Genomic DNA, 24,127 nt, shown 5'->3' with positions numbered 1-24,127 from the left:
TCAAGGATCCAGCGCCTTTGGATCGGATTTCATCCCCAAAGTTACCCACAGCTTGATCCACTGCTGCAACTGGCGGATCTCGTGCTGCACTCCTGTTATTTCATATAACCAAATGTCATTTATTTTTTAAATTTTATTCCAATAACATCAGCGCCAAAGCAGTGATTACAACTACAAATACAAGACATTGAGAGAGAGAAAACCCATGAAAACTTCCATCAAGCTTATTTCCGGCGCAGCCATCCTGCTCGCCACCCTGTCCGGTCAGGCCATTGCCCAGGAGACCATCAAGGTCGGCATGTCCGGCAAATATTTCCCGTTCACCTTCGTCAAGCAGGACAAGCTGCAGGGTTTTGAAGTGGATATGTGGAACCAGATCGGCGAGCGCACCGGCTACAAGGTCGAATTCGTGACCGCCAGCTTCTCCGGCCTGTTCGGCATGCTGGAAACCGGCCGCATCGATACTATCTCCAACCAGATCACCATCACCGACGAGCGCAAGGCGAAGTACGACTTCTCCCAGCCTTACGTCTATGACGGCGCCCAGATTGTGGTACGCAAGGGCAACAACACCATCCACGGCATCAAGGATCTGGAAGGCAAGAAGGTGGCCGTGAACCTGGGTTCCAACTTCGAAGAGCTGCTGCGCAAGAACGACCCGAACAAGAAGATCGATATCCGCACCTATGACTCCGCCTTCGAGCAGGATGTTGCCCTGGGTCGCATCGATGCCTTCGTGATGGACCGCGTCTCCACCGCCCAGCTGATCAAAGAGTCCAAGCTGCCGCTGCAACAGGCTGGCGCACCGTTCGAGACTATCGAGAACGCCCTGCCCTTCCTGAAGACCCCGGAGAAACAGGCGCTGCTGAAGAAGGTCGACGAGGCCCTGACTGCCATGCGCAAGGATGGCTCCCTGCGTCAGATCTCCGAGAAATGGTTCGCTTCCGACATCACCGACAAATAAATGATGGAATTTGACCTCGAATACACGCTGGGGCTGTTTCCCATCCTGCTCAAATATCTGGGCACCACGATGGAGATGGCCCTGTGGGGATTCGTGCTGGCACTCGTACTCTCGCTGGCCCTGGCGATAGTACGGGTGTTTCGCGTCCCCGCGATTCACTGGCTGGCGATGCTCTATATCTCGTTCTTTCGGGGTACACCGCTACTCGTTCAGCTGTTCCTGCTCTACTACGGACTGCCGCAACTGTTCCCGATCTTCGTGGGGATGGATGCCTTTACTGCCGCCATCGTCGGTCTGACCCTGCATTTCGCCGCCTACATGGCCGAGTCGATCCGAGCAGCCATCCTCGGCATTCACAAAAGCCAGATGGAAGCGGCGCTCAGTATCGGCATGAGCCGTTATCAGGCGATGCAGCGGATCATCCTGCCGCAGGCGGCACGCATCGCCACCCCGTCGCTGATGAACTACTTCATCGACATGATCAAGAGCACCTCGCTGGCCTTCACACTGGGAGTGGCCGAGATCATGGGCAAGGCGCAGATGGAAGCCTCCTCCTCCTTCAAGTTCTTCGAGAGCTTTATGGCGGTGGCGCTGATCTACTGGGTGGTGGTGATCTTCTTTACCCGCTTGCAGCACCTGCTGGAAATTCGTCTCAACCGTGCCTATTAGGGGTTTGCCATGACAAAGCAACTGACCCGCTTGCAATGCACGCCGGAAGTCCGTTTTAACACTGCGCCTGTTTAAAGGAGGGCTCTCATGATCAAGCTAACCGGCCTCTCCAAGGCATATCACGGCAATCAGGTGCTCAATGGCATCGATCTGGAGGTCAAAAAGGGGGAAATTGTCGTCATCATCGGTCCCTCCGGCACCGGCAAGTCGACTCTGTTGCGCTGCCTGAACCTGCTGGAGACCCCGGATGCAGGTTCGCTTGCCATCGACGATCTGCAGCTCAATCTGGCAAATGCCAGCGAGCAGCAGGCGATCGAGCTGCGCAAACGGGCCTCCTTCGTGTTCCAGAACTACGCCCTGTTTGCCAACAAGACGGCGCTCGACAACATCGCCGAAGGGCTGATCACCGTCTGGAAGCAGCCAAAATCGGAGGCCCGCGCCACAGCGCTCGGCATCCTCAAGGACATTGGTCTCGCCGACAAGCAGGATGCCTATCCGGCCTCCCTCTCCGGCGGCCAGCAGCAACGGGTCGGCATCGGTCGGGCCATGGCGGCCCACTCCAAGGTGATCCTGTTTGACGAACCCACCTCGGCGCTCGATCCGGAATGGGTCGACGAGGTTTTGGGACTGATGAAAGAGTTGGCCCGCCAGCACCAGACCATGGTGGTGGTGACTCATGAGATTGAATTTGCTCGTGATGTTGCCGATCGGGTGATCTTCATGGAAGGGGGGCGGATCGTCGAGCAGGGCCCGCCGGATCAGATATTGGTCGATCCCAAGGATCCCCGTACCCGGGAGTTCTTGCGGAAAGTCCTTAAATAGCTCTCTCTTTGGCGGCCTGGCCGCCTTTTTTATTGAGGGATCCCTTGTTTAACCCCGGGTTGCCAGTATAATCCGGAGCCCTTGATCCTCTGGATCCTCACGCTCGGCAGCGGCCTTTTCAAGACCACGGCAGGATGAGAGGGAACGGCGGATTGACTAAAAGCCGAACTCTGTTTAGAATTCGGCCTCTTTTGCTAGTCGTCACACGCTATAGCTGGCGCGTCGGCTAAGTGTGACAATCAAAACTGTACAGAAATACGGAATCGAATCATGAAACGTACTTTTCAACCGTCCAACCTGAAGCGCAAGCGCTCTCACGGTTTCCGCGCCCGCATGGCAACTGCCAACGGTCGTAAAGTTCTGGCCGCTCGTCGTGCCAAGGGTCGTGCCCGCCTGGTAGTCTAATGCCTACCCAGCACACCTTCTCTCGGGAGTTACGTCTGTTAACTCCCGAACACTTCAAACGCGTTTTCGCCGAGCCTGTCCGGGCCGCCTCTCCGCAGATTACCCTTCTCGCTTCTCCCAATTCGCTCGAACACCCTCGTCTTGGTCTCGCTGTGCCCAAAAAAGCACTCAAGCGTGCCGTTTGGCGTAATCGTGTCAAACGGGTGGTTCGGGAAAGTTTCCGCCTCAAACAACATCAGCTGCCCGCTATCGACATCGTGGTGATCGCCAAGGCCGGTGTGAAAGAGATGGATAACGAGGAACTGTTCAAGTTACTGGAAAAGCTATGGCGCACCCTGTCACGCCGTTGCAATGGGTAGCTATCAAACTGATACGCCTGTATCAGCTAATCATTAGCCCTCTGCTCGGGCCGCGCTGCCGTTTTACCCCAACTTGTTCCCAATTTGCGATAGAAGCCATCCGACTTCACGGTTTCATAAAAGGCGTTTGGTTAGCCAGCAAACGTCTATTAAAATGCCATCCCTTATCCGAGGGTGGTTATGACCCGGTTCCGCAACCAAAGCGAAGAAACTGAAAACTATGGAATCACAACGCAATCTACTCCTGATCGGTTTGCTGTTCGTGAGCTTTCTGCTCTGGCAACAGTGGGAGTCCGACAAGGCTCCGAAGCCGGCCCCGACTACCGTGGCCCAAACCGAACATTTCGTACCTGAAGCCGGTCAGACCGGTGATATTCCTCAGGTTTCCGAGCAAGCCAATGCGACTGCCGCACGCAAGCTGATCACCGTCTCCTCTGACGTGCTCAAGCTGACCCTGGATACCCAGGGTGGCGACATCGTGTCTGCCGAACTGCTGTCTCACAAACTGGAAGAGGGCAAGGACCAACCGTTCGTGCTGCTGACCAGCAAGCCCGAGCACCTCTATATCGCCCAGAGCGGTCTGGTGGGTCGCAACGGTCCGGACAGTCAGGCCGAAGGTCGTCCTACCTATGAAGCCGCCCAGACCAGCTATCAGCTGGCCGATGGTCAGGATCAAGTCGTCGTTCCGATGACCTGGACCGACAGCAAGGGCGTGGTCTTCACCAAGGAGTTCATCCTCAAGCGTGGCGATTATGCCGTTGGCGTTGATTACAAGATCGACAACAAATCTGCCGAGCCGGTTCAGGTGCAGTTCTATGGTCAGCTGAAGCAGACCGTAGCCACACCGAAGGATCAGGAAGGTCATGCCATGGTAGCCAGCGCTTACCGTGGTGGTGCCTTCTCCACTGAAGATACCCGCTACAAGAAGTACACCTTCGACGAGATGAAGGATGCCGACCTGAACAAGACCACCAAGGGTGGTTGGGTCGCCATGCTGCAACACTACTTCGTCTCTGCCTGGGCACCGAATGCCGACGATACCAACAGCTTCTACAGCCGTGTGATCCCGGGCAAAGGCCAGGCCATCATCGGTTACAAGGCGCCGCTGGTTGACGTGGCTGCCGGCCAACAGGCTGAAGTGACCAGCAAGCTGTGGGTTGGTCCCAAGCTGCAAGACCAGATGGCCAAGGTGGCTAACCACCTCGACCTGACCGTCGACTACGGCTGGCTGTGGTTCATCGCCCAACCGCTGCACTGGCTGCTGACCGTGTTCCACGGTTTCGTCCAAAACTGGGGTCTGGCCATCATCATGCTGACCCTGCTGGTACGCGGCATCATGTTCCCGCTGACCAAGGCCCAGTACACCTCCATGGCCAAGATGCGCATGCTGCAACCCAAGATTGCGGCCCTGCGCGAGCGCTTCGGCGATGACCGCCAGAAGATGTCTCAGGGCATGATGGAGCTGTACAAGAAGGAGAAGGTCAACCCGCTGGGTGGCTGTCTGCCGATCCTGGTTCAGATGCCGATCTTCATCGCCCTTTACTGGGCACTGATGGAGTCTGTTGAGCTGCGCCACGCGCCGTTCGCCCTGTGGATCACTGACCTGTCAGTGAAGGACCCCTTCTTCGTGCTGCCAATCCTCATGGGTGCCTCCATGTGGTATCTGCAGAAGATGAGCCCGACCACCGTAACCGACCCGATGCAGCAGAAAGTGATGCAGTTCATGCCGATCATCTTCACTTTCATGTTCCTCTGGTTCCCGGCTGGCCTGACTCTCTACTGGCTGGTGAGCAACGTCATCTCCATCATCCAGCAGACCATCATCTATCGTCAGCTGGAGAAGAAAGGACTGCATTCACGCAGCTAATCTTCCCGTGATGACAAAAGAGGCGGCCTTCGGGCCGCCTTTTTTATTACAATGTCCCCACTACGTTTTCCTATCAGCGAACAAACGAGCCAAGCAAGATGACAACAGATACGATCGTGGCCCAGGCCACCGCGCCAGGCCGTGGTGGCGTCGGCATAGTCCGGGTCTCCGGCCCCGCCGCCGAACAGGTCGCCGGGATAGTGCTCGGCAAGCTCCCGCGGGTGCGCTACGCCGAATATCTGCCGTTCAGGGATGAGCAAGGCCAGGTACTGGATCAGGGCATCGCCCTGCTGTTCAAAGCCCCCAACAGCTTCACCGGCGAGGATGTGCTGGAGCTGCAGGGCCACGGCGGCCCCGTCATCATGGACATGCTGATCCGCCGCATTCTGAAAATCGACGGCATTCGTCCTGCCCGGCCCGGCGAGTTCAGCGAGCGCGCCTTCATCAACGACAAGCTGGATCTGGCCCAGGCCGAAGCTATCGCTGACCTTATTGAAGCCTCCAGCGAACAGGCCGCCCGCAGCGCCATGCACTCCCTGCAGGGGCAGTTCTCCAGCAAAATTCAGCAACTGGTGGAGAGCCTGATCCGGCTGCGCATCTATGTGGAAGCGGCCATCGACTTCCCGGACGAGGAGATCGACTTCCTCTCCGATGGCAAGGTGGCGGGCGACCTCTACGCCATCATGTCCGAGCTGGACGATGTCCGCGGGGAAGCCAAACAGGGCGCCCTGCTGCGGGAAGGGATGAAGGTGGTGATCGCCGGTCGTCCCAACGCCGGCAAATCGAGCCTGCTAAATGCCCTGGCGGGCCGTGAGTCGGCCATCGTCACCGAGATCGCCGGTACCACCCGCGATGTGCTGCGCGAGCATATCCATCTCGATGGCATGCCGCTGCACATCATCGACACCGCCGGTCTGCGCGACACCCAGGACAAGGTGGAACAGATCGGTATCGAGCGCGCCTGGGCCGAGATCGAACAGGCCGACCGGGTGCTGTTTATGGTGGATGGCACCACCACGGACGCGGTCGACCCGCGGGAAATTTGGCCGGAATTTGTTGATCGGTTGCCAAAAAACATCGGCCTCACTGTCATTCGCAACAAGGCCGACCTGACCGGCGAGGATCTGGCACCGAGTCAGGAGCAGGGCCACGCCGTCTACCGCATCTCCGCCAAGACCGAGCTGGGGCTGCCTGCCCTGCGCGAGCACCTGAAGGCTTGCATGGGCTTCCAGGGCAACACCGAAGGAGGCTTTATGGCCCGCCGCCGCCATCTGGATGCGCTGGAGCGCGCCGCCGAGCGCCTGCTGGTGGCCAAGGAGCAGCTGGAAGTGTTCGTGGCCGGTGAGCTGGTGGCCGAAGAGTTGCGCCTGGCGCAGGAGTCCCTCTCCGAGATCACCGGCGAATTCAGCTCCGACGATCTGCTGGGCCGTATCTTCTCCAGCTTCTGCATCGGCAAGTAAGCCGGTTCGGCAAACAATAAAAAGCCCGGGCTAATCCCGGGCTTTTTATTGTGCGTTTTTTGTCCGCGAACCTAGAGGCGACGCAGGCACCACATGAAGTAAGCGCCCCCTAACAAGGTGGAGACCAGCCCGACCGGCACCTCCTGCGGGAAGAGGACCTGCTGGCCAACCCAGTCAGCCGACACCATCAACAGGGCACCGGAAGCGGCGGCCCCAAGCAGGTGCCAGCGTGCCCGCACCAACCCCATCAGCTTGGCCATATGTGGCGCCAATAGACCGACGAACGAGAGCGGCCCGACCACCAGGGTGGCGCTGGCAGTGAGCACGGCCACCAGCAGCAAGATGGCGAGCTGGGCACGGTTGAGGCGAATGCCAAGCGCAGTCGCTACAGCACTCCCCATCGGTAGCAGATCGAGCCAACGACTCACCAGCAGGCAGGCGGCCAGCATCAACAACGCCAGCCCCACCAGCCCACAGGCCACCGGCAGGGTGACGTAATAGGTGGAACCGGACATCCAGGAGAGCAGTTGCTGCACCCGCAGGTCACCGTTGGCCAGCGCGATAGCCTGCAGCGGCTCAAACAACGCTGTGATGGCGATACCTGAGAGCAGGATCCGCTCCGGCTGGAAGCCGTGCTTGCGATTAATCACCACCAGCAGCAACAGGCAGCCGAAGGCACCGAGCAAGCCACCGGACAGCATCAGCGGCAGGGGCAATGCAGGCAGCAACAGCGCCGTCGCTATCACCCCCATAAAGGTGCCGCCGCTCACCCCCAGCAGCTCCGGGCTCGCCATAGGATTGTTGCTGACCCGCTGCAACAGGGTGCCCGCCAGCGCCAGCAACACGCCAGCAGCTCCCGCCGCCAGAGTGCGCGGCAACCGCCACTCCAGCTGGGCCTGCCAGCGGAGCCAGCTTGGCCAGCTCCAGCCCGTCATTCCCTGCCCCAACAGCAGGGTGGCGACCACGGCCAGCAGCAGCCCGACCAGCAACAGGCCGATAAGGCGAGCCGGAGCCGGATGGCGAGCCACCAGCAGGCCAGCGTTTGCCTTAGGCGTACCCGACTTGATACCTAGGCGCGGGATCAGCCAGAGCAGCAGCGGCGCCCCCAGCAGGGCGGTCATGGCGCCGGTGGGGATCAAGACTGGCCAGAAGCGACTCAGACTCTGCAGCAACAGATCGGTCGCCGCCAGCAGCAGGGCGCCGAGGATTGGAGCCCACAGCAGCCGCTGGCCAAGCTGGCGGATCCCGAGCAACCGCACCATGGCGGGCGCTGCCAACCCGATAAAGCCGATCAGCCCCACCACGCTCACCACGCAAGCGGTGACAAACACCGCCAGCCCCAGTCCGGCAAAACGCAGATGTTGAAGGGAGACCCCCAGACTGCGGGCGCTGGCATCATCCAGCTCCAGCACCGCCAGCGGGCGTACCAGCACAACGGCCAGCACCGCAGCTGCCAGCAGGCGGGGCAACAGGTAACTCACCCCGCTCCAGCTATTCTGCACTAGCGAACCACTGCCCCACACCAGCAAACCTTTCAGCTCCTCCTGAAAGAACAGCAAGAGCCCCATGCTGATGGCCGCCAGATAGAGGTTGATCACCAGCCCGGCAAAGACGATGACCACCGGATTGAGCTGACGACGCCAGGCCAGGGCAAACACCAGTGCCATCGCGAGGCAGCCACCGGCCATGGCGATCCACTCCCGCCCCAGCAACAGCCAGGAGGGGGCAAACAGGGTCACCATCATCAACGCCAGTTGGGCACCGGAGGCCACCCCCAAGGTGGTCGGTGACGCGAGCGGGTTGCGCAGCACCTGCTGCATCAGGGTGCCCGCCAGCCCGAGCGCCGCCCCGGCCAGCAGGGTGACCGCCAAGCGGGGCAACCAGCTGAAATGCACCACCGCTTGGCTGACGTCATTAAGATTGGGGGCGAAGAGGCTCTGCCACCAGAGCGCAGCGGGCAGCTGGCGAGCCAGCTCCCAATACGCGAGCGAGAGGGTCAACCCCAGCAGGATCGAGACCGGCCGCAGCAGCGGCGATGTGAGCAGTCGCTTCATCGGCTCGCCTCCATACGCTCGGCATCTTGCAACAATGCATCGCTGAGCAGACCGGCGAAACGGCGGGCGGCCAATACGCCACCAAAACTCCAGACCGCAGGCAGATGCAGCACGGGCGCCTGCCTTACCAGCGGCAGATGCTGCCACAGCCCAGGCTCCTGCAGCCGTTCGCTCACCCCTACCGGGATGGGATCGACCACCACCAGCCGCGCGGTTGGCAAGGTCATAAACTGCTCGATGCTGACCACCGAGAAACCCCAGTCATTGGTCTGCTCCTGCCAGCCATTACGCAGCCCAAGCCGCGTCATCACCGCATCGAACAGGCTGTGGCGACCAAACACCCGCACATGGCGCTCATCGATAAACTGCACCACCAGCAGGGGCGGCAGATCCGCAGGCAATCCGGCCTGCATACTGGCGAGATCCCGATCCAGCCCGGCCAGCAGCCATTCGCCCTCGGCGGTTTTGCCCACCATACGGGCGAGAGTCAGGGTCACCTCGTGCAGCCGCTGCCACAGATCGGTTTGCCCATCATAGAGGGCGATGGTACTCACCGGCGCGATGCGGGAAAGAGTTGGCGCCAGCGGGGCCGCCAGCGGCGAGATGAGGATGCGATCGGGTTTGAGCTCCGCCAGCAACTCGCGGTTGGGCTGGGTGCGCAGGCCGATATCCACCACTCCGGCGGGCAGCCGTGGCTCACCGACCCAGGCCTGATAGGGGCCAGCATCCCCCACAGCCAGCGGCGTCACCCCGAGCGCCAGCAGGGTTTCGGCTATGGTCCAGTCGACGGTGGCGATACGGGGTAGCGGCGCAGAAGCGATCGGGGATGTGTCGGCCTGCGCCACAAGTGGTAACAACAGGCTGATAAGGCAGGGAGCCATCTTCTTCAATAAAAGGTTCAAGGATGCCCCCGGTCAGACGATGGCGATGGGATGAGCATGAGCCGGGTGGCGAATGACCTCCATCGGAATGCCATAGATGGCGTGCAGGGTCTCGCTGGTCATGAGCCCCTCAGGTTCACCGTGGGTAAGCAGGCTGCCGGAGTGGAGCGCCACCAGCCGATCACAGAAGCGGGAAGCCATATTGATGTCGTGAATGACGATGATGACCCCGAGGTTGAGCTGACGGCTCAACTGCTTGACGAGCGTGAGCACCTCCACTTGATGGGCCACATCCAGCGCGGCCAGCGGCTCGTCCAGCAGGATGAAGCGGCTCTCCTGCGCCAGCAGCATCGCCAGCCAGACCCGCCCCCGCTCGCCGCCGGAGAGGGTATCCACCAGCCGATCGGCAAAGCGTTCGGTATGGGTAAGGGCGATGGCCCGCTCGACCTGACGGTGATCCTCCGCCCCCATCCGGCCCAGCAGGCCGCGCCAGGGGTAGCGGCCCATCTCCACCAGCTCCCGCCCGAGCAGATTCTCGGCGCTCGGCAGATGCTGGGGCAGATAGGCCACCTGACGGGCAAACTCCCGGTTGCCCCAGTCGGGTAGCGGCTTGCCATCGAACAGGATCTCGCCGTCGCTGAGGGGTTGCTGGCGTGCCAGCAGCTTGAGCAGGGTCGATTTGCCCGACCCATTGTGGCCGATGAGGCCATAGACCTGTCCCTGCTCGAAACGCAGGTCGGTGGGGTGCAGCAGCGTGCGGTCGTTCACCACAAAACTCGCTGATTTCATCTCAAACATAAGCAATTCCTGTGCTGGCTTGCCGCCAGTCTCATCGGTGCCGGCATCAAGCCGGCACCTCACAATCCAGATGGGCGATCGCATCGCGGCTCACTGCGGCGCGGCACGCCCCGGTCAGTTCGGTGAGCTGACCCTGACGCATCTCCAGCAGGCGATCAGCCAGCGGGAAGTAGTGATCGTCGTGACTGATGGCAATCACCGTCTTGCCCATCTCCTTGAGGCGCGGCAACAGCACCTGATAGAAGATGCGGCGGAACTGGGGATCCTGATCCGCAGCCCACTCGTCAAACAGCATCACCTCGCGCTGCTCGGCCAGCGCCAGCAGCAGGGCGACCCGCTTGCGCTGCCCCTGAGAGAGTTCGATATCGGCGATAAAGCCATCCTCGATGGTGAGCTTGCGGCCCATCTGCAACCGCTCCAGCCACTCGGCCACCAGCTCATCCTTGGGTTCCGGCCCCAGCAGGTGCTGGAACAGGTGATAGTCGGTGAAGATGGCGGAGAAGAGCGCCAGATAGCCGTTGCGATCGGTGACGGGTTCACCATCCAACAGGATGCGGCCCGATACCGGCTGGTAAAGGCCGGTCAACAGCATGGCCAGCGTCGACTTGCCGGAGCCATTGCCGCCGATGATGAAGATCTGCTCCTCCTTTTCGATGACCAGATCGATGGGGCCAACGGCAAAACCGCCCTCCCCCTGATAGTGAAAGCTCACCTGCTCCAGCTCGATACGCTGCCAGGGGCGGATGGCGGGCGGCAGCGGGAAGTCCGCATCCGGCTCGGCCAGATTGAGGGCGGCTATCTTGTCGAACGCCACCTGAGCGGCAAGCAGGGTCGGCAGGGCGCCAATCCCCTGCAACAGCGGGGTGCGCAGGAACAGCAGGGTCAGGGCGAAGGTGGCGGCCACATTGGTGTTGGCCCAGCCAAGGCCGTTGGCCAGAAAGAAGACCAGACCGATGGCCCCCAGCATCATGATATTCGACCAGTTCACCGCGCTCAGGTGATAGGTGTCGGCGCGAATGATCTGCTGGCGGTAGTCACGGGCATTTTGCTCATAGAGCTGGTGGTAAACGAAGTGAGCCCGCTCGCGGTTGAGCGCCAGCTCCTTGCTGCCGGCGATGATGGCCTGATAGTTCTGATAGAGCCGATCTTCGGCCTGACGCATGTGGGAGAGATGGCGATAAACACGGTTCACCAGCAACCAGCCCACCACCATGGTGACGGTGACCCAGAGTGCGGTCACCCCGAGTAATGCAGGAGAGAGCCAGCCAAGATAGAGGGCAGAACCAAGCGTGAGCACCAGTCCCTGCACCAGCTCCGGCAGGCGCACGAAGGCGATGGTGATCTGGCCGATATCGCTGGAGAGGGAGGCCAGCAGCGGCCCCTGACCTATCTGGCGAATGCGGGCGACATCGGTATCCAGCAGTTGCTTGAGCAGACGGCCGCGCAACCGGTAGACAAAATGGTGACCGAGAGTGGTCAGGGCCAGCTGAGATCCGAGAGTGATCACCAGCAGCAACACAATCAGGCCGACCAGCTGACCGAGGATCGGCAGCGGATCACCTATAGATTCGATAAGAGACTGATTGATAAAAGCAATGACGCCAATCCCGCTGACGGCACTGAGCAGACTGAGCAGGGTAATGGCGATAAAAGGCCAACGATATTGGCGATAAACCAGAGACAAGAGTTCCATAACGGACCGGTATTCCAGAGAGATCAGAACAACTGCGGGTGAAAAGAAGGGCGGGAATCCGGTTCCCGCCCGACTTCGATTACCAGCGGTAGTTGATGCTGCCCACTACGCTGCGCGGCTCGCCGTAGTAGCAGTAGTAGTCACAACTGGCCACGTAGGTTTCACCCAGCAGGTTGTTGACGTTGAGCTGGGCACGCCAGTTCTTGGCAAAGTCATACCCGATCATCGCATCCCAGACGGTATGGGCCGGCACCTCGGCAGAGCCGTAGATGGGGGTATAGTCCGCATTCACGGCGCCAATACCCACGCTGGAACCGATATAACGCACACCGGTCCCCAGCTCCAGACCCGAAGCCACCCCTTGCTGCACCTTGTAGTTATCCCAGAAGGAGGCCTGGTGCCGCGGGATCAGGCTGGCACGTCGATCGCCACTGCCGGTGTCGTTAGTTTTGGCATCGGTGTAGGTATAAGCAGCGGTCAGACGCAGTGCATCGGTCACCTGCACGCTCCCTTCCAGCTCAACCCCCTGAGAGGTCACTTCACCCGCCTGGGTCTGCTGGCCGGAACCGGTAGAGACCAGCGAGTTGGTCTGGGCCAGATCGAACAGCGCCAGATTGATGTAACCGTCGAGGAAGGCAGGCGCATACTTCACGCCGGTCTCGTAGAGCTTGCCCTTGAGCGGCTTGTAGGAGTTTCGGGTGTTAGGATCGATCCCCGGCAGCACCTCGAACGACTCGGCATAGGCAAAGTAGGGAGAGAGGCCGTTGTCAGCCAGATACATCAGGCTGCCCGAGAGGGATAGCTCGTGATCGTACTGGCGCTCGTCCTTGCTGGTATTGGTGTTGTGGGTCTCCACATAGTCAAAACGGCCACCGGCAGTCAGCAACCAGCGATCGTCCCAGCGGATCTGGTGCTGGGCATAGAGGCCGCTCTGGCCCTTGCTGCTCTTCTGGTGAGTGGCGGTCGATTCGTCAAAACCGGGGAAGCCGCTGTAATCCGGGTTCATGGTATTGATGGAGCCCATACCGTAGTTGTCGGCCTCGACCCCTTCATTGACATGACGCTGCAGATCAACCCCCAGCAACAAGGTCTGCTCGGTGCTGTCGGTGTTCCAGTAGCCCACCATCTGGTTGTCCATGGTGGCACTCTTGGTATTGCCATCGCGGTAAACCAGGCCACGACTGGCGGTTGTGCCTTCATAGGTCGGGAAGATATAGGTCTGGCGCAGCAGCAGATCGTTATAGTTGAAGCGGACGTTCTGCTTGAACTCCCAAGTCTGGTTGAGCTGGTGGGCCAGCTCATAACCGGTGGAGATCTGGGCATTGCGGTTGCTATCGTAATCCGGCTGACTCAGGTTGGTGGAGGGATCAATCTGGCCACCTGACGTATTCAGGGTGCCATAGACCGGGAAGAAGCCGTTGGTCGGGACCCCTTCGTCGTGCAGGAAGCTGGCCAGCAGGGTCAGACTGGTACGATCCGAAAGATCGAAGGTGATGCTGGGCGCCAGATAAACCCGATCGTTGTAAGTACCGGTAAGCACACCATCACGCTCTTTATAAAGAGCAACCATGCGGTAGCGGCTGTTGTCGGAGAGCGCGTCAGAGACATCCACCCCGACCTGACGATGATCCCGGCTGCCAAGCTGCAGATCTACCTGCCCTTGCGGCGTGGCGGTCGGTCGCTTGCTGATGGCATTGATCACCCCGCCCGGAGGCGCCTCACCGTAAAGGATCGAGGCTGGCCCCTTCAGCACTTCCACACTCTCCAGACCGAACGGTTCCGGCGTCCAGACGTAGTAGCCGGTGCCAAACAAGCGGTTGCCATCCAGATAAGAGGCGGCATCGAAGCCACGCACCTTGAACCAGTCGGTGTTGTTGTCGGATCCATAGAGACCGGTCAATACGCCGGAACGGTAGCGAATCGCTTCATCCAGCTGCAACACGGCGTGCTGATCCAGTTCCTCGCGATTAACCACGGAGACGGCGCGAGGGGTCTCGGCCATAGGCACTTCCACCTTCATGGCCGTACCGGTCACCACCATGGTTTCGCTGGCTTTGGGCAGCTCAGCGGTGGTTTGTTCGGCCATCAGCGGCAGAGAGACGAGCAAACCGGAGAGCGAAAGCACGCCGAAGGCGCCCTTCTTGCCGGGGCCTGTAGTGTATTTTTGCGCAATCATATTAAAGTCTCGTTTATCAATGAGTTATGTTGTTTTAATTGTTATTTGTGGTCGTTTGTCACGACATCACCCTGTTCCATGGGCGAATAAAGCAGCGCAATCGTACTACAGGAGCCGTGATCGAATCGATTCAATAATTGCTAATCATTTGCATCTACATTGTTATCTAGCTGCATCGTTGGCAGGATTTCGCGGGGGATGGGCGTCATCAGGAGAGCCATTAGCGGAGAAGAAAATGAAGAGGAATATAAAGAAGCAGAAAAAAGATCGGCAGGATGGATCCGGCTGCATTATCTGACTGGATCCATTATCCCCAAGCTTTATCCATATTTATCCACACCCTTTGGCGGTAGAATCCGGCTTTCCGTTTCTTTGTCTGAAATCAGGATCCATTCCATGGCCAAACTCAATCTCGTCGTCGGCTCCATGCTGGGCGCCGCCGAATATGTCGCAGACCACGTCGCCAACCTGCTGGAACAGGCTGGCCACCAGACCCGCATCCACAACCCGGCCAAGCTGGCAGAGGTGCTGGATGATGCGGGATCCATCCTGCTGGTGGTCACTTCCACCCATGGTGCCGGGGATGTGCCCGACAACCTGCAACCCTTCGCCAAGGATCTTGCCGAGCAGCATCCGGATCTTAATTCATTGAAATATGGCGTGATCGCCCTTGGCGACAGCAGTTATGACACCTTTTGCCAGGGTGGCAAGACGCTGGATCGGCTGCTGGCCGAGTGCGGTGCCAGCCGGATCGGCGAGCGGCTCGACATCGATGTGACCCAACACGAGATCCCCGAAGATGCCGCAGAAGTGTGGATCCGCGACTGGATGACGATGATCGCCTGATCAGCGTGCGGGAGATCCTGAAAAAAAGCTTGATCTCCCCACTTATCCCCAGATCGACTATCCACCATGTTATTAACAGATTGATCCGGGGGAGTTGTTCTACAAGGTTACCCACAACGCCCAGGGGTAATGTGCATAACTACGGTGTAAAGCTCTGCAAAACCTATAGTTATCCATGTATTAGATCCAGACCGACAGACCTCTGTGTATAAAAGTCCTGGTTATCCCCTCGTTCACCGGGCCAGGATCCAAGCTTTTCCACAAGCTAGGATCGTCCTTAAATTAATGATCTTTATGATCAAAAAGTGCTTATCAACAGAAAGGGCGGATCCTAATAAGAGATCCAGTAAAAGATCGATCTAAAGATCCTTAAGATCTAATTAGTGGATCCTCCCTTCATACTGAACGTTAAGTAGACGTTCCCCTCAGGACGCGAAACAGATAGAATGTTCCGCCCTTTAGCCCAGGCAAATAAAGATCTTCAGGCGTGCAGATCAAGGTGATCCCAATGCAATACCATGAACAATTTGATGTGATCGTCGTCGGTGGCGGTCATGCCGGAACCGAAGCAGCAACAGCGGCAGCCCGTATGGGCATGAACACCCTGTTGCTGACCCACAATATCGATACGCTGGGACACATGTCCTGTAATCCGGCGATCGGCGGGATCGGCAAGGGACACCTGGTCAGGGAAGTTGACGCACTCGGCGGGATCATGGCACGTGCCATCGATCTTGGCGGGATCCAGTTCCGCACCCTCAACTCCTCCAAGGGCCCGGCAGTGCGAGCCACCCGTGCCCAGGCGGATCGCCTGCTCTACAAGGCCGTCGTTCGCCAGATGCTGGAGAATTACCCGAACCTGAAGATCTTCCAGCAAGCCTGTGACGATCTGATCATGGACGGGGATCGTGTTGCCGGTGTGGTCACCCAAAGCGGGATCCGCATCAGCGGCAAAACTGTGGTGCTGACGGTCGGTACCTTCCTGAATGGTTTGATCCACATCGGGATGGAAAACTACAAGGGCGGCCGTGCCGGGGATCCTCCCTCGATCGCTCTGGCCCAGCGCCTGCGTGAGCTGCCGCTGCGCATCGATCGTCTCAAGACGGGCACCCCGCCGCGCATCGATGCCCGCAGCGTCGATTTCTCCGTAATGCAGGAGCAGCACGGCGACGATCCTCGTCCGGTCTTCTCGTTTATTGGCGATGCCAGCCAGCATCCCCGTCAGGTGCCCTGCTACGTCACCCACACCAACGAGCGTACCCACGAAGTGATCCGCAATAACCTGGATCGCAGCCCCATGTACGCCGGGGTCATCGAAGGGATCGGCCCGCGCTACTGCCCGTCGATCGAAGACAAGATCACCCGTTTCGCCGACAAGACGGCGCACCAGATCTTCGTCGAGCCGGAAGGCCTGACCACCCACGAGCTTTACCCGAACGGGATCTCCACCAGCCTGCCGTTTGACGTGCAGGTGCAGATCGTTCGCTCCGTGCGCGGCTTCGAGAACGCCCACATCACCCGCCCGGGTTATGCCATCGAGTACGATTTCTTTGATCCGCGGGATCTCAAGGCCAACATGGAGAGCAAGTGCATTCCAAATCTGTTCTTTGCCGGCCAGATCAACGGCACGACCGGCTACGAAGAGGCGGCGGCACAAGGCCTGATGGCCGGCCTGAACGCGGCCCTGCGTGCCCAGGACAAGGATCCCTGGAACCCGCGTCGGGATCAGGCCTACATGGGAGTGATGATGGACGATCTCTCCACCCTGGGGACCCGCGAGCCTTACCGCATGTTCACCAGCCGCGCCGAATATCGCCTGCTGCTGCGGGAAGACAACGCCGATATCCGCCTGACTGCCATCGGTCGCGAACTGGGTCTGGTGGATGACGAGCGCTGGAGCAAATTCAACGCCAAGATGGAACAGGTCGAGCTGGAGCGTCAGCGCATGCGTTCAACCTGGATCCACCCGCAACATCCGTCACTGGAGGCAGTCAACGCCCTGGTCAACACCCCGCTGACCCGCGAACAGAGTCTGGAAGAGCTGCTGCGTCGCCCCGAGGTGACCTATGATGCGCTGATGGCCATCGAAGGGGTCGGCCCTTCCGTGACCGATCCTGCCGCGGCCGAACAGGTTGAGATCCAGATCAAGTACGCCGGTTACATCGAGCGTCAGCACGATGAAGTGGAAAAGCAGCTGCGCAACGAGAACACCCTGCTGCCGCTGGATCTGGACTATCGCGAGGTGAACGGCCTCTCCAACGAGGTGAAAGCCAAGCTGAACGATGCCAAGCCGCAGACCATTGGTCAGGCTTCCCGCATCTCCGGCATCACCCCGGCGGCCATATCCATCCTGCTGGTTCACCTGAAAAAACACGGCCTGCTGCGTAAAACCGCCTGAGGAATCCCATGTTGGAAAGATTGAACGGCCTGCTCAAGCAGGCCGAAATTGTTATCACCGATACCCAAAAGAGCCAACTGGTGCAGTTGGTCGAGTTGCTGCACAAGTGGAACAAGGCTTACAATCTCACCTCGGTGCGAGATCCGGACGCCATGCTGGTCAAGCATATCCTCGATAGTCTGGTGGTAAGCCCCCACTTGCACGGTGAGCGCTTCATCGATGTGGGGACAGGTCCCGGCCTGCCGGGATTGCCGCTGGCGATCATCAATCCGGACAAGCAGTTCGTCCTGCTCGACAGTCTGGGCAAGCGGATCAACTTCATCCGCCAGGTGATCCAGGAGCTGGGTCTGACCAATGTGACGCCGGTCAAATCCCGGGTTGAAGAGTATCAACCCGAGGTGGGATTTGATGGTGTACTGAGTCGGGCATTTGCCTCTCTGGAGGACATGCTGAGCTGGTGTCACCACCTGCCGTCAGAACAGGGCAGCTTCCTGGCGCTCAAGGGACAATATCCCGAGCAGGAGCTGGCCCAGTTGCCTGCCAATATCCGTCTGGTAGCCTGTCATGAGTTGCGGGTGCCGGAGCTGGAAGGCGAACGTCATCTGCTGGAATTCAAACATATCCAGCCCGAATAGGGTCGCAGTTTCATTTAGGGGATCGTGTGGGAAAAGTCATCGCCATAGCCAACCAGAAGGGTGGAGTGGGTAAAACCACCACCTGTGTGAATCTGGCCGCCTCCATGGCTGCCACCCGGCGCAAGGTGCTGGTGATCGATCTGGATCCGCAGGGCAATGCCACCATGGGCAGCGGTGTCGACAAGTATGACGTCGAGCGCACCGCCTATGAGCTGCTGATCGAGGATGCCCCCATCAGCGAAGTGATCATCCCCGAAACCACCGGGGGCTATCACCTGATTGCCGCCAACGCCGACGTGACCGCGGCTGAAATCCGTCTGATGGAATTTTTCGCCCGCGAAATCCGCCTGCGCAATGCGCTGGCCTCGGTGCGGGACAAATACGACTACGTCTTCATCGACTGCCCGCCCTCTCTCAACATGCTGACCGTGAACGCCATGGCCGCCGCCGACTCCGTGCTGGTGCCCATGCAGTGCGAATATTACGCGCTGGAGGGGCTCACCGCCCTGGTCGACACCATCAGCAAGCTGGCCGCCGTGGTCAATCCGGAGCTCAAGATCGAAGGGGTGCTGCGCACCATGTTCGATCACCGCAACCGGCTGGCCAATGATGTGTCCGATCAGCTAAAACAGCACTTTGGCGACAAAGTCTACCGCACCATCATTCCCCGCAACGTTAGACTGGCTGAGGCCCCGAGTTTCGGTGCCCCGGCCATGCACTATGACAAATCATCGGTGGGCGCCAAGGCCTACCTGGCACTGGCTGGCGAGATCCTGCGCCGCCAGGAGCAGGAACGTCAGGCGACCATCGCAGACCGAGAGAGCATATGACTCCGAAAAAACGTGGACTGGGCAAGGGGCTGGATGCCCTGCTCAGTACCAGCACGGCTGCCCGCCAGAAACAGGTGATGAGCGATCAACGTACTGAAGAGGCCATGGCCCCCACCAATCAGGGCGAGCTGCGCAAGCTGCCGGTGGAGTGGTTGCAGTCCGGCAAGTACCAGCCCCGCAAGGACATGTCCCAGGATGCACTGGAAGAGCTTGCCAACTCCATCCGCGCCCAAGGGGTGATCCAGCCCATCGTGGTACGCCCTCTCGGCGAACAATCCTTCGAAATCATCGCCGGTGAACGGCGCTGGCGCGCGTCCCAGCTGGCGCGGCTCGAGGTGGTGCCCTGTATCGTCAAGGATGTACCCGACGAGGCTGCCGTCGCCATCGCGCTGATTGAGAATATTCAGCGGGAAGACCTTAATGCCATCGAAGAGGCGGTCGCTCTACAAAGACTGCTGACCGAATTTGAACTCACCCACCAGCAGGTGGCCGAGGCGGTGGGCAAGTCCCGCACCACGGTGACCAACCTGTTGCGTCTCAACCAGCTCAACGACGACGTGAAGCGTTTCGTCGAGCATGGCGACCTCGACATGGGCCATGCCCGTGCCCTGCTGGCCCTGAGCGGGCAGGCCCAGTCTGAACTGGCCAAGCTGGTTGCCCAGAAAGGGCTGACCGTACGCGATACCGAGAAGCTGGTGCAAAAAGCGCTCGAACCGGCAAAAGCCAGGGTCGAACCGGCCCGTGATCCGCAGATCGGCTACCTGGAGCGCCAACTGGCAGAAAAAATTGGCAATCAGGTGCAACTTCAGCCTGGCAAGCGGGATAGCGGGAAGTTAGTAATAAGTTACGAGAATTTGTCCGATTTGGACCGTATATTGGGCTATTTTGGCGTGTCGGAATCGTGATTTTTACGCTTTTTGTAGTAATAAAACATCCATTCCTTTTGATATGACCATAACCCTGATTTGCCGCGGAAAGCCGCAAAAATTAAGGATTTTTGTCATATTGCAATAGCTGCCCTCAAGGGTATAATTTGACCGGCTTTAAGAGCTGTTAACATGGGGTCTTCGGATCCCGATTTTTTACAGTTCTGTAATGTTCAGGGGTAGGTTGGTGAAGCAGAAAATAGCCTTGGAAGGTTTGACACTGGCCTTGGTTATGCTCGTTTGTCAGCTCATCCTGATCCTGGCGATGAGTGCCGTCTGGTTTTACCTGACTGGTGCCAGCGCCGGTTATTCCGCCCTCTACGGAGGGGGGATGTACTGGGTTCCTCAAGCCTTGTTTACTGTCTGGGTGCTGCGCCGCGAGGTGACAACCGAGAGTGTGGGCCTGGTTTTGCGGGACTTTTATGGTGGGGCAGGGATTAAGCTCATTTCTACAACAGGTCTATTCGCCCTGATGTTTGGTGCGGGAGTCGAGGTCGTTACCGTCTCGTTTTTCGCCACTTATATCCTCGCCCTCGTTGTACAGTGGATGGTTTCATTCACGCTTAACAACCACTATTAGGAAAACTCATGTCTGCAACCGGAGAAGTCCTGACTCCTCAGGGATATATCTCCCACCACCTGACCCACCTTCAAGTCGGGTCCGGGTTCTGGACGGTCAATATCGACTCAATGGTATTTTCCGTCGTGCTAGGCGCCCTGTTTATCCTGCTGTTCCGCAAAGTAGCCGTTAACGCTACCAGCGGGGTGCCGGGTAAGCTGCAGTGCTTTGTGGAGATGCTGGTCGAGTTTGTGAATGGTAACGTCAAAGACATCTTTCACGGTCGCAACAAGGTCATCGCACCTTTGGGGCTGACGGTGTTTGTGTGGATCTTCCTGATGAACTTCATGGATCTGATCCCCGTTGACTTTATCCCTCACGCTGCACAATTGATGGGTATTCCCTATCTGCGTGTGGTTCCCTCTGCTGACGTTAACATCACCATGTCCATGGCTTTGGGCGTGTTCTTCTTGATCCTGTATTACAGCATCAAGGTCAAGGGTATCGGCGGGTTTGTGAAGGAGCTGACGCTTCAGCCTTTCAACCACCCGGCGGCCATCCCGGTTAACCTCATCCTGGAAACTGTTACGCTGATTTCCAAACCTGTTTCTCTGGGTCTTCGACTGTTCGGCAACATGTATGCTGGCGAACTGATCTTTATCCTGATTGCTGGTTTGTTACCCTGGTGGTCACAGTGGATCCTGTCCGTGCCTTGGGCAATTTTCCACATCCTGATCATCACTTTGCAGGCATTCATTTTCATGGTTCTGACCATCGTCTATCTGTCGATGGCGCAGGAAGACCATGGTTGATGCAACTCAAATAATCCTTTTTATACAATCAATTACATCTAAATAACTGGAGATCCTCATGGAAAACTTGAACATGGACCTGCTGTACATCGCTGCTGCAATGATGATGGGTCTGGCTGCTATCGGCGCTTCCATCGGTATCGGTATCCTGGGTGGCAAGTTCCTGGAAGGTGCTGCTCGTCAACCGGATCTGATCCCTGTTCTGCGTACCCAGTTCTTCATCGTAATGGGTCTGGTGGATGCGATCCCGATGATCGCCGTTGGTCTGGGTCTGTACGTGATGTTTGCGGTTGCTGGCTAAGTCGTTACGACTCTCCAGGCATAACCCATTAACTAACTTAAGAGGACATCGGCTGTGAATATCAATGCCACCCTCCTCGGCCAAGCAATTGCTTTTTTCTTCTTCGTAGTGTTTTGCATGAAGTACGTATGGCCGCCGCTGATTGCTGCCATCGAAGCCCGTCAGAAAGCTATTGCTGACGGTCTCTCTTCTGCCGAACGTGCCAAGAAAGATCTGGATTTGGCCAAGGCCAACGCCACCGATCAGCTGAAAGAAGCCAAGCTGCAGGCTGCTGAAATCATTGAGCAGGCTAACAAACGTAAAGCCCAGATCATTGATGAAGCTGCCGCTGGTGCCCAGTCTGAGCGGGAAAAAATCCTGGCTCAGGGCCGTGCCGAGATCGAAGCTGAACGTCATCGTGCCAAAGAAGAACTGCGTAAGCAGGTTGCTGCTCTTGCCATTGCTGGTGCAGAGAAGATCCTGGCGCGTCAAATCGACCAGGCTGCCAACAGCGACATCGTCGACAAACTGGTAGCAGAACTGTAACGGGAACGGGGCTATGTCTGAACTGACTACAATCGCTCGCCCCTACGCCAAGGCTGCTTTCGAGTTTGCCGTTGAGCACAAGGCGGTTGACCAGTGGCTGGGTATGCTCGGTTTCGCTGCGCAAGTAGTGGAAAACGAGACCATGCACAACCTGGTAAACGGCTCTGTGGCCGCCGAAGAGCTGGCAACGCTGTTTGTCGGTGTCTGCGGTGAGCAACTCGACGTGCATGGCCAGAACCTGATCCGGGTGATGGCCGAGAATGGTCGCTTGGGTGTGCTGCCGGCGGTCGTTGCTGAATTTGTAGCGTTCAAAGCTGAACTGGATAAAGAGGTTCAGGCTGACGTGATTTCGGCGATCGAACTGACCGACCAGCAGAAAGCCAATATTCAGGCTTCTCTGGAACAACGTCTCGCGCGCAAAGTGAAGCTGAATTGCAGCATCGATGCGTCCTTGATGGCCGGGGTGCTCATCAAGGCCGGTGATCTGGTAATCGACGGCACAGTCCGCGGTAAGCTGGATCGCATGGCTGACGCGCTGCAATCTTGATTGGGGTATTAGAGCATGCAACTGAATTCCACTGAAATCGCCGAGCTGATCAAGCAGCGCATTGCGCAGTTTGATGTAAAGAGCGAAGCGCGTAACGAAGGTACTATCGTCTCTGTGAGCGACGGTATCATTCGTATTCACGGCCTGGCTGATGCCATGCAGGGTGAGATGATCGAGCTGCCGGGCAACCGCTACGCTCTGGCATTGAACCTGGAGCGTGACTCCGTCGGTGCGGTGATTATGGGTTCCTATGACGGTCTGTCAGAAGGAATGAAAGTAAAAGGTACTGGCCGCATTCTGGAAGTGCCGGTAGGTCGTGGTCTGTTGGGCCGGGTGTTGAACACCCTGGGTCAGCCGATCGACGGTAAAGGTCCGATCGACAACGACGGCTTCTCGCCGATCGAAGTGATCGCACCGGGCGTTATCGAGCGTAAGTCTGTTGACCAGCCGGTCCAGACCGGTCTGAAAGCCATCGATGCCATGATCCCTATCGGTCGTGGCCAGCGTGAGCTGATCATCGGTGACCGTCAGGTTGGTAAGACCGCCATCGCGATCGACACCATCATCAACCAGAAAGATTCCGGCATTAAGTGTGTCTACGTTGCGATTGGCCAGAAGGCCTCCACCATCGCCAACGTGGTGCGCAAGCTGGAAGAGCACGGTGCCCTGGCCAACACCATCGTGGTGGTTGCCTCTGCCTCCGAAGCGGCTGCTCTGCAGTACCTGGCTCCGTATGCCGGTTGCTCCATGGGTGAGTACTTCCGTGACCGCGGTGAAGACGCGCTGATCATCTATGATGACCTGTCCAAACAGGCCGTAGCTTATCGCCAGATCTCCCTGCTGCTGCGCCGTCCGCCAGGACGTGAAGCTTACCCGGGTGACGTTTTCTATCTGCACTCCCGTCTGCTGGAGCGTGCTGCTCGCGTTAACGCCGAGTACGTAGAGAAGTTCACCAAGGGTGAAGTGAAAGGCAAGACCGGCTCTCTGACCGCGCTGCCGATCATCGAAACCCAGGCTGGTGACGTATCTGCGTTCGTTCCGACCAACGTGATCTCCATCACCGATGGTCAGATCTTCCTGACTTCACAGCTGTTCAACTCCGGTATTCGTCCGGCGGTTGACCCGGGTATCTCTGTATCCCGTGTAGGTGGTGCTGCTCAGACCAAGATCGTCAAGAAGCTGTCCGGTGGTATCCGTACCGCGCTGGCCCAGTATCGCGAACTGGCGGCCTTCGCCCAGTTCTCTTCCGATCTGGACGAGGCGACTCGCAAGCAGCTGGATCACGGTGTGAAAGTGACCGAGCTGATGAAGCAGAAGCAGTACTCTCCGCTGAGCGTGGCTCACCAGTCTCTGGTGCTGTTCGCTGCCGAGAAAGGCTATCTCTCCGATGTCGAGCTGAACAAAATCGTCGACTTCGAAGCCGCTCTGCTCTCTTACGCCAATACCCAGCATGCCGAGCTGATGGCTGAAATCAATGCCAAAGCCGACTACAACGACGCGATCGTTGGCAAGCTGACTGCGTTGCTGGATAGCTTCAAAGCAACCCAGACCTGGTAAGCGTGTGTGGCAGCGTGAGCTGCCACTTGATGGAGAGTAAGAG

At 58.4% G+C, this 24,127-nt stretch carries 24 protein-coding genes; 19 read left to right on the top strand and 5 right to left on the bottom strand.

Annotated features, from left to right (window positions below; genetic code table 11):
* The first annotated feature begins 205 nt into the window (after positions 1 to 205).
* The 8 genes from ACTG19_RS13030 (at position 206) to mnmE (ending at position 6,546) form a co-directional block, all read left to right on the top strand.
* A complete protein-coding gene (locus ACTG19_RS13030; RefSeq protein WP_113740552.1) occupies positions 206 to 964 on the top strand; it encodes an amino acid ABC transporter substrate-binding protein in 759 nt (252 codons plus the stop codon).
* Positions 965 to 1,633 (top strand): amino acid ABC transporter permease, encoded by a 669-nt coding sequence (locus tag ACTG19_RS13025; RefSeq protein ID WP_013724235.1) that lies wholly within the window; start codon positions 965 to 967, stop codon positions 1,631 to 1,633.
* 87 nt (positions 1,634 to 1,720) lie between these two features.
* On the top strand, positions 1,721 to 2,455 hold the full coding sequence (locus ACTG19_RS13020) for an amino acid ABC transporter ATP-binding protein (protein WP_113740551.1): 735 nt from the start codon (positions 1,721 to 1,723) through the stop codon (positions 2,453 to 2,455).
* Positions 2,456 to 2,725: 270 nt separating this feature from the next.
* Positions 2,726 to 2,860: a 50S ribosomal protein L34 gene (rpmH, locus tag ACTG19_RS13015; protein WP_005307156.1), complete on the top strand. Its 135-nt coding sequence runs from the start codon at positions 2,726 to 2,728 to the stop codon at positions 2,858 to 2,860.
* Positions 2,860 to 3,219, top strand: coding sequence for a ribonuclease P protein component (gene rnpA / locus ACTG19_RS13010; protein ID WP_005342318.1), 360 nt, complete (start codon positions 2,860 to 2,862; stop codon positions 3,217 to 3,219). The genes rpmH and rnpA overlap by 1 nt, the downstream gene beginning before the upstream one ends.
* The gene (yidD, locus tag ACTG19_RS13005; protein ID WP_075116235.1) at positions 3,186 to 3,434 is read left to right on the top strand and encodes a membrane protein insertion efficiency factor YidD; all 249 of its coding nucleotides are present in this window, start codon (positions 3,186 to 3,188) and stop codon (positions 3,432 to 3,434) included. The genes rnpA and yidD overlap by 34 nt, the downstream gene beginning before the upstream one ends.
* Positions 3,435 to 3,439: 5 nt before the next feature.
* Positions 3,440 to 5,086 carry a membrane protein insertase YidC gene (gene yidC, locus ACTG19_RS13000; RefSeq protein WP_005342319.1) on the top strand — a complete coding sequence of 549 codons (1,647 nt, stop codon included), beginning with the start codon at positions 3,440 to 3,442 and terminating at the stop codon, positions 5,084 to 5,086.
* Between the two features lie 98 nt (positions 5,087 to 5,184).
* A complete protein-coding gene (gene mnmE, locus ACTG19_RS12995) occupies positions 5,185 to 6,546 on the top strand; it encodes a tRNA uridine-5-carboxymethylaminomethyl(34) synthesis GTPase MnmE (protein WP_042063286.1) in 1,362 nt (453 codons plus the stop codon).
* Between the two features lie 71 nt (positions 6,547 to 6,617).
* Here mnmE and fhuB read toward each other — a convergent pair whose 3' ends face one another.
* The 5 genes from fhuB to ACTG19_RS12970 all read right to left on the bottom strand — a co-directional run bounded on the left by fhuB (position 6,618) and on the right by ACTG19_RS12970 (position 14,148).
* Positions 6,618 to 8,600 carry a Fe(3+)-hydroxamate ABC transporter permease FhuB gene (fhuB, locus tag ACTG19_RS12990; protein ID WP_439989146.1) on the bottom strand — a complete coding sequence of 661 codons (1,983 nt, stop codon included), beginning with the start codon at positions 8,598 to 8,600 and terminating at the stop codon, positions 6,618 to 6,620.
* A complete protein-coding gene (locus ACTG19_RS12985) occupies positions 8,597 to 9,481 on the bottom strand; it encodes an ABC transporter substrate-binding protein (RefSeq protein ID WP_252656616.1) in 885 nt (294 codons plus the stop codon). Before ACTG19_RS12985 ends, fhuB begins: the two co-directional genes overlap by 4 nt.
* A 33-nt stretch (positions 9,482 to 9,514) precedes the next feature.
* Positions 9,515 to 10,279: an ATP-binding cassette domain-containing protein gene (locus ACTG19_RS12980; RefSeq protein ID WP_439989145.1), complete on the bottom strand. Its 765-nt coding sequence runs from the start codon at positions 10,277 to 10,279 to the stop codon at positions 9,515 to 9,517.
* Positions 10,280 to 10,325: 46 nt separating this feature from the next.
* On the bottom strand, positions 10,326 to 11,972 hold the full coding sequence (locus ACTG19_RS12975) for a multidrug ABC transporter permease/ATP-binding protein (protein ID WP_439989144.1): 1,647 nt from the start codon (positions 11,970 to 11,972) through the stop codon (positions 10,326 to 10,328).
* A gap of 79 nt (positions 11,973 to 12,051) precedes the next feature.
* Positions 12,052 to 14,148, bottom strand: a complete 2,097-nt coding sequence (locus ACTG19_RS12970) for a TonB-dependent siderophore receptor (protein ID WP_439989143.1) — start codon at positions 14,146 to 14,148, stop codon at positions 12,052 to 12,054.
* Positions 14,149 to 14,544: 396 nt separating this feature from the next.
* Here ACTG19_RS12970 and mioC point away from each other — a divergent pair, with 396 nt between their 5' ends.
* The 11 genes from mioC to atpA all read left to right on the top strand — a co-directional run bounded on the left by mioC (position 14,545) and on the right by atpA (position 24,084).
* Positions 14,545 to 14,994: an FMN-binding protein MioC gene (gene mioC, locus ACTG19_RS12965; RefSeq protein ID WP_033138545.1), complete on the top strand. Its 450-nt coding sequence runs from the start codon at positions 14,545 to 14,547 to the stop codon at positions 14,992 to 14,994.
* A gap of 508 nt (positions 14,995 to 15,502) precedes the next feature.
* Complete coding sequence (gene mnmG / locus ACTG19_RS12960; protein ID WP_058056584.1) at positions 15,503 to 17,392, top strand: tRNA uridine-5-carboxymethylaminomethyl(34) synthesis enzyme MnmG; 1,890 nt, start codon at positions 15,503 to 15,505, stop codon at positions 17,390 to 17,392.
* An 8-nt stretch (positions 17,393 to 17,400) separates the two neighbouring features.
* On the top strand, positions 17,401 to 18,027 hold the full coding sequence (gene rsmG, locus ACTG19_RS12955; RefSeq protein WP_031227633.1) for a 16S rRNA (guanine(527)-N(7))-methyltransferase RsmG: 627 nt from the start codon (positions 17,401 to 17,403) through the stop codon (positions 18,025 to 18,027).
* 26 nt (positions 18,028 to 18,053) lie between these two features.
* Positions 18,054 to 18,857, top strand: a complete 804-nt coding sequence (locus ACTG19_RS12950) for a ParA family protein (RefSeq protein WP_005357226.1) — start codon at positions 18,054 to 18,056, stop codon at positions 18,855 to 18,857.
* The gene (locus ACTG19_RS12945; RefSeq protein WP_005342343.1) at positions 18,854 to 19,762 is read left to right on the top strand and encodes a ParB/RepB/Spo0J family partition protein; all 909 of its coding nucleotides are present in this window, start codon (positions 18,854 to 18,856) and stop codon (positions 19,760 to 19,762) included. The genes ACTG19_RS12950 and ACTG19_RS12945 overlap by 4 nt, the downstream gene beginning before the upstream one ends.
* Positions 19,763 to 19,952: 190 nt before the next feature.
* Positions 19,953 to 20,363, top strand: a complete 411-nt coding sequence (locus tag ACTG19_RS12940) for an ATP synthase subunit I (RefSeq protein WP_162628463.1) — start codon at positions 19,953 to 19,955, stop codon at positions 20,361 to 20,363.
* 8 nt (positions 20,364 to 20,371) lie between these two features.
* A complete protein-coding gene (gene atpB / locus ACTG19_RS12935; RefSeq protein ID WP_005339335.1) occupies positions 20,372 to 21,154 on the top strand; it encodes a F0F1 ATP synthase subunit A in 783 nt (260 codons plus the stop codon).
* Positions 21,155 to 21,212: 58 nt separating this feature from the next.
* The gene (atpE, locus tag ACTG19_RS12930) at positions 21,213 to 21,455 is read left to right on the top strand and encodes a F0F1 ATP synthase subunit C (RefSeq protein ID WP_005307205.1); all 243 of its coding nucleotides are present in this window, start codon (positions 21,213 to 21,215) and stop codon (positions 21,453 to 21,455) included.
* Positions 21,456 to 21,509: 54 nt separating this feature from the next.
* The gene (gene atpF, locus ACTG19_RS12925) at positions 21,510 to 21,980 is read left to right on the top strand and encodes a F0F1 ATP synthase subunit B (RefSeq protein WP_005339336.1); all 471 of its coding nucleotides are present in this window, start codon (positions 21,510 to 21,512) and stop codon (positions 21,978 to 21,980) included.
* Between the two features lie 13 nt (positions 21,981 to 21,993).
* Positions 21,994 to 22,527, top strand: a complete 534-nt coding sequence (gene atpH, locus ACTG19_RS12920) for a F0F1 ATP synthase subunit delta (protein ID WP_005339341.1) — start codon at positions 21,994 to 21,996, stop codon at positions 22,525 to 22,527.
* A gap of 15 nt (positions 22,528 to 22,542) precedes the next feature.
* Positions 22,543 to 24,084 (top strand): F0F1 ATP synthase subunit alpha, encoded by a 1,542-nt coding sequence (gene atpA / locus ACTG19_RS12915; RefSeq protein ID WP_005339342.1) that lies wholly within the window; start codon positions 22,543 to 22,545, stop codon positions 24,082 to 24,084.
* Positions 24,085 to 24,127 lie beyond the last annotated feature (43 nt).

Origin of the sequence: Aeromonas sp. 3P (assembly GCF_051919745.1) — a bacterium.
GTDB lineage: Bacteria > Pseudomonadota > Gammaproteobacteria > Enterobacterales > Aeromonadaceae > Aeromonas > Aeromonas veronii.
This window is presented reverse-complemented; position numbering and strand designations above follow the sequence as displayed.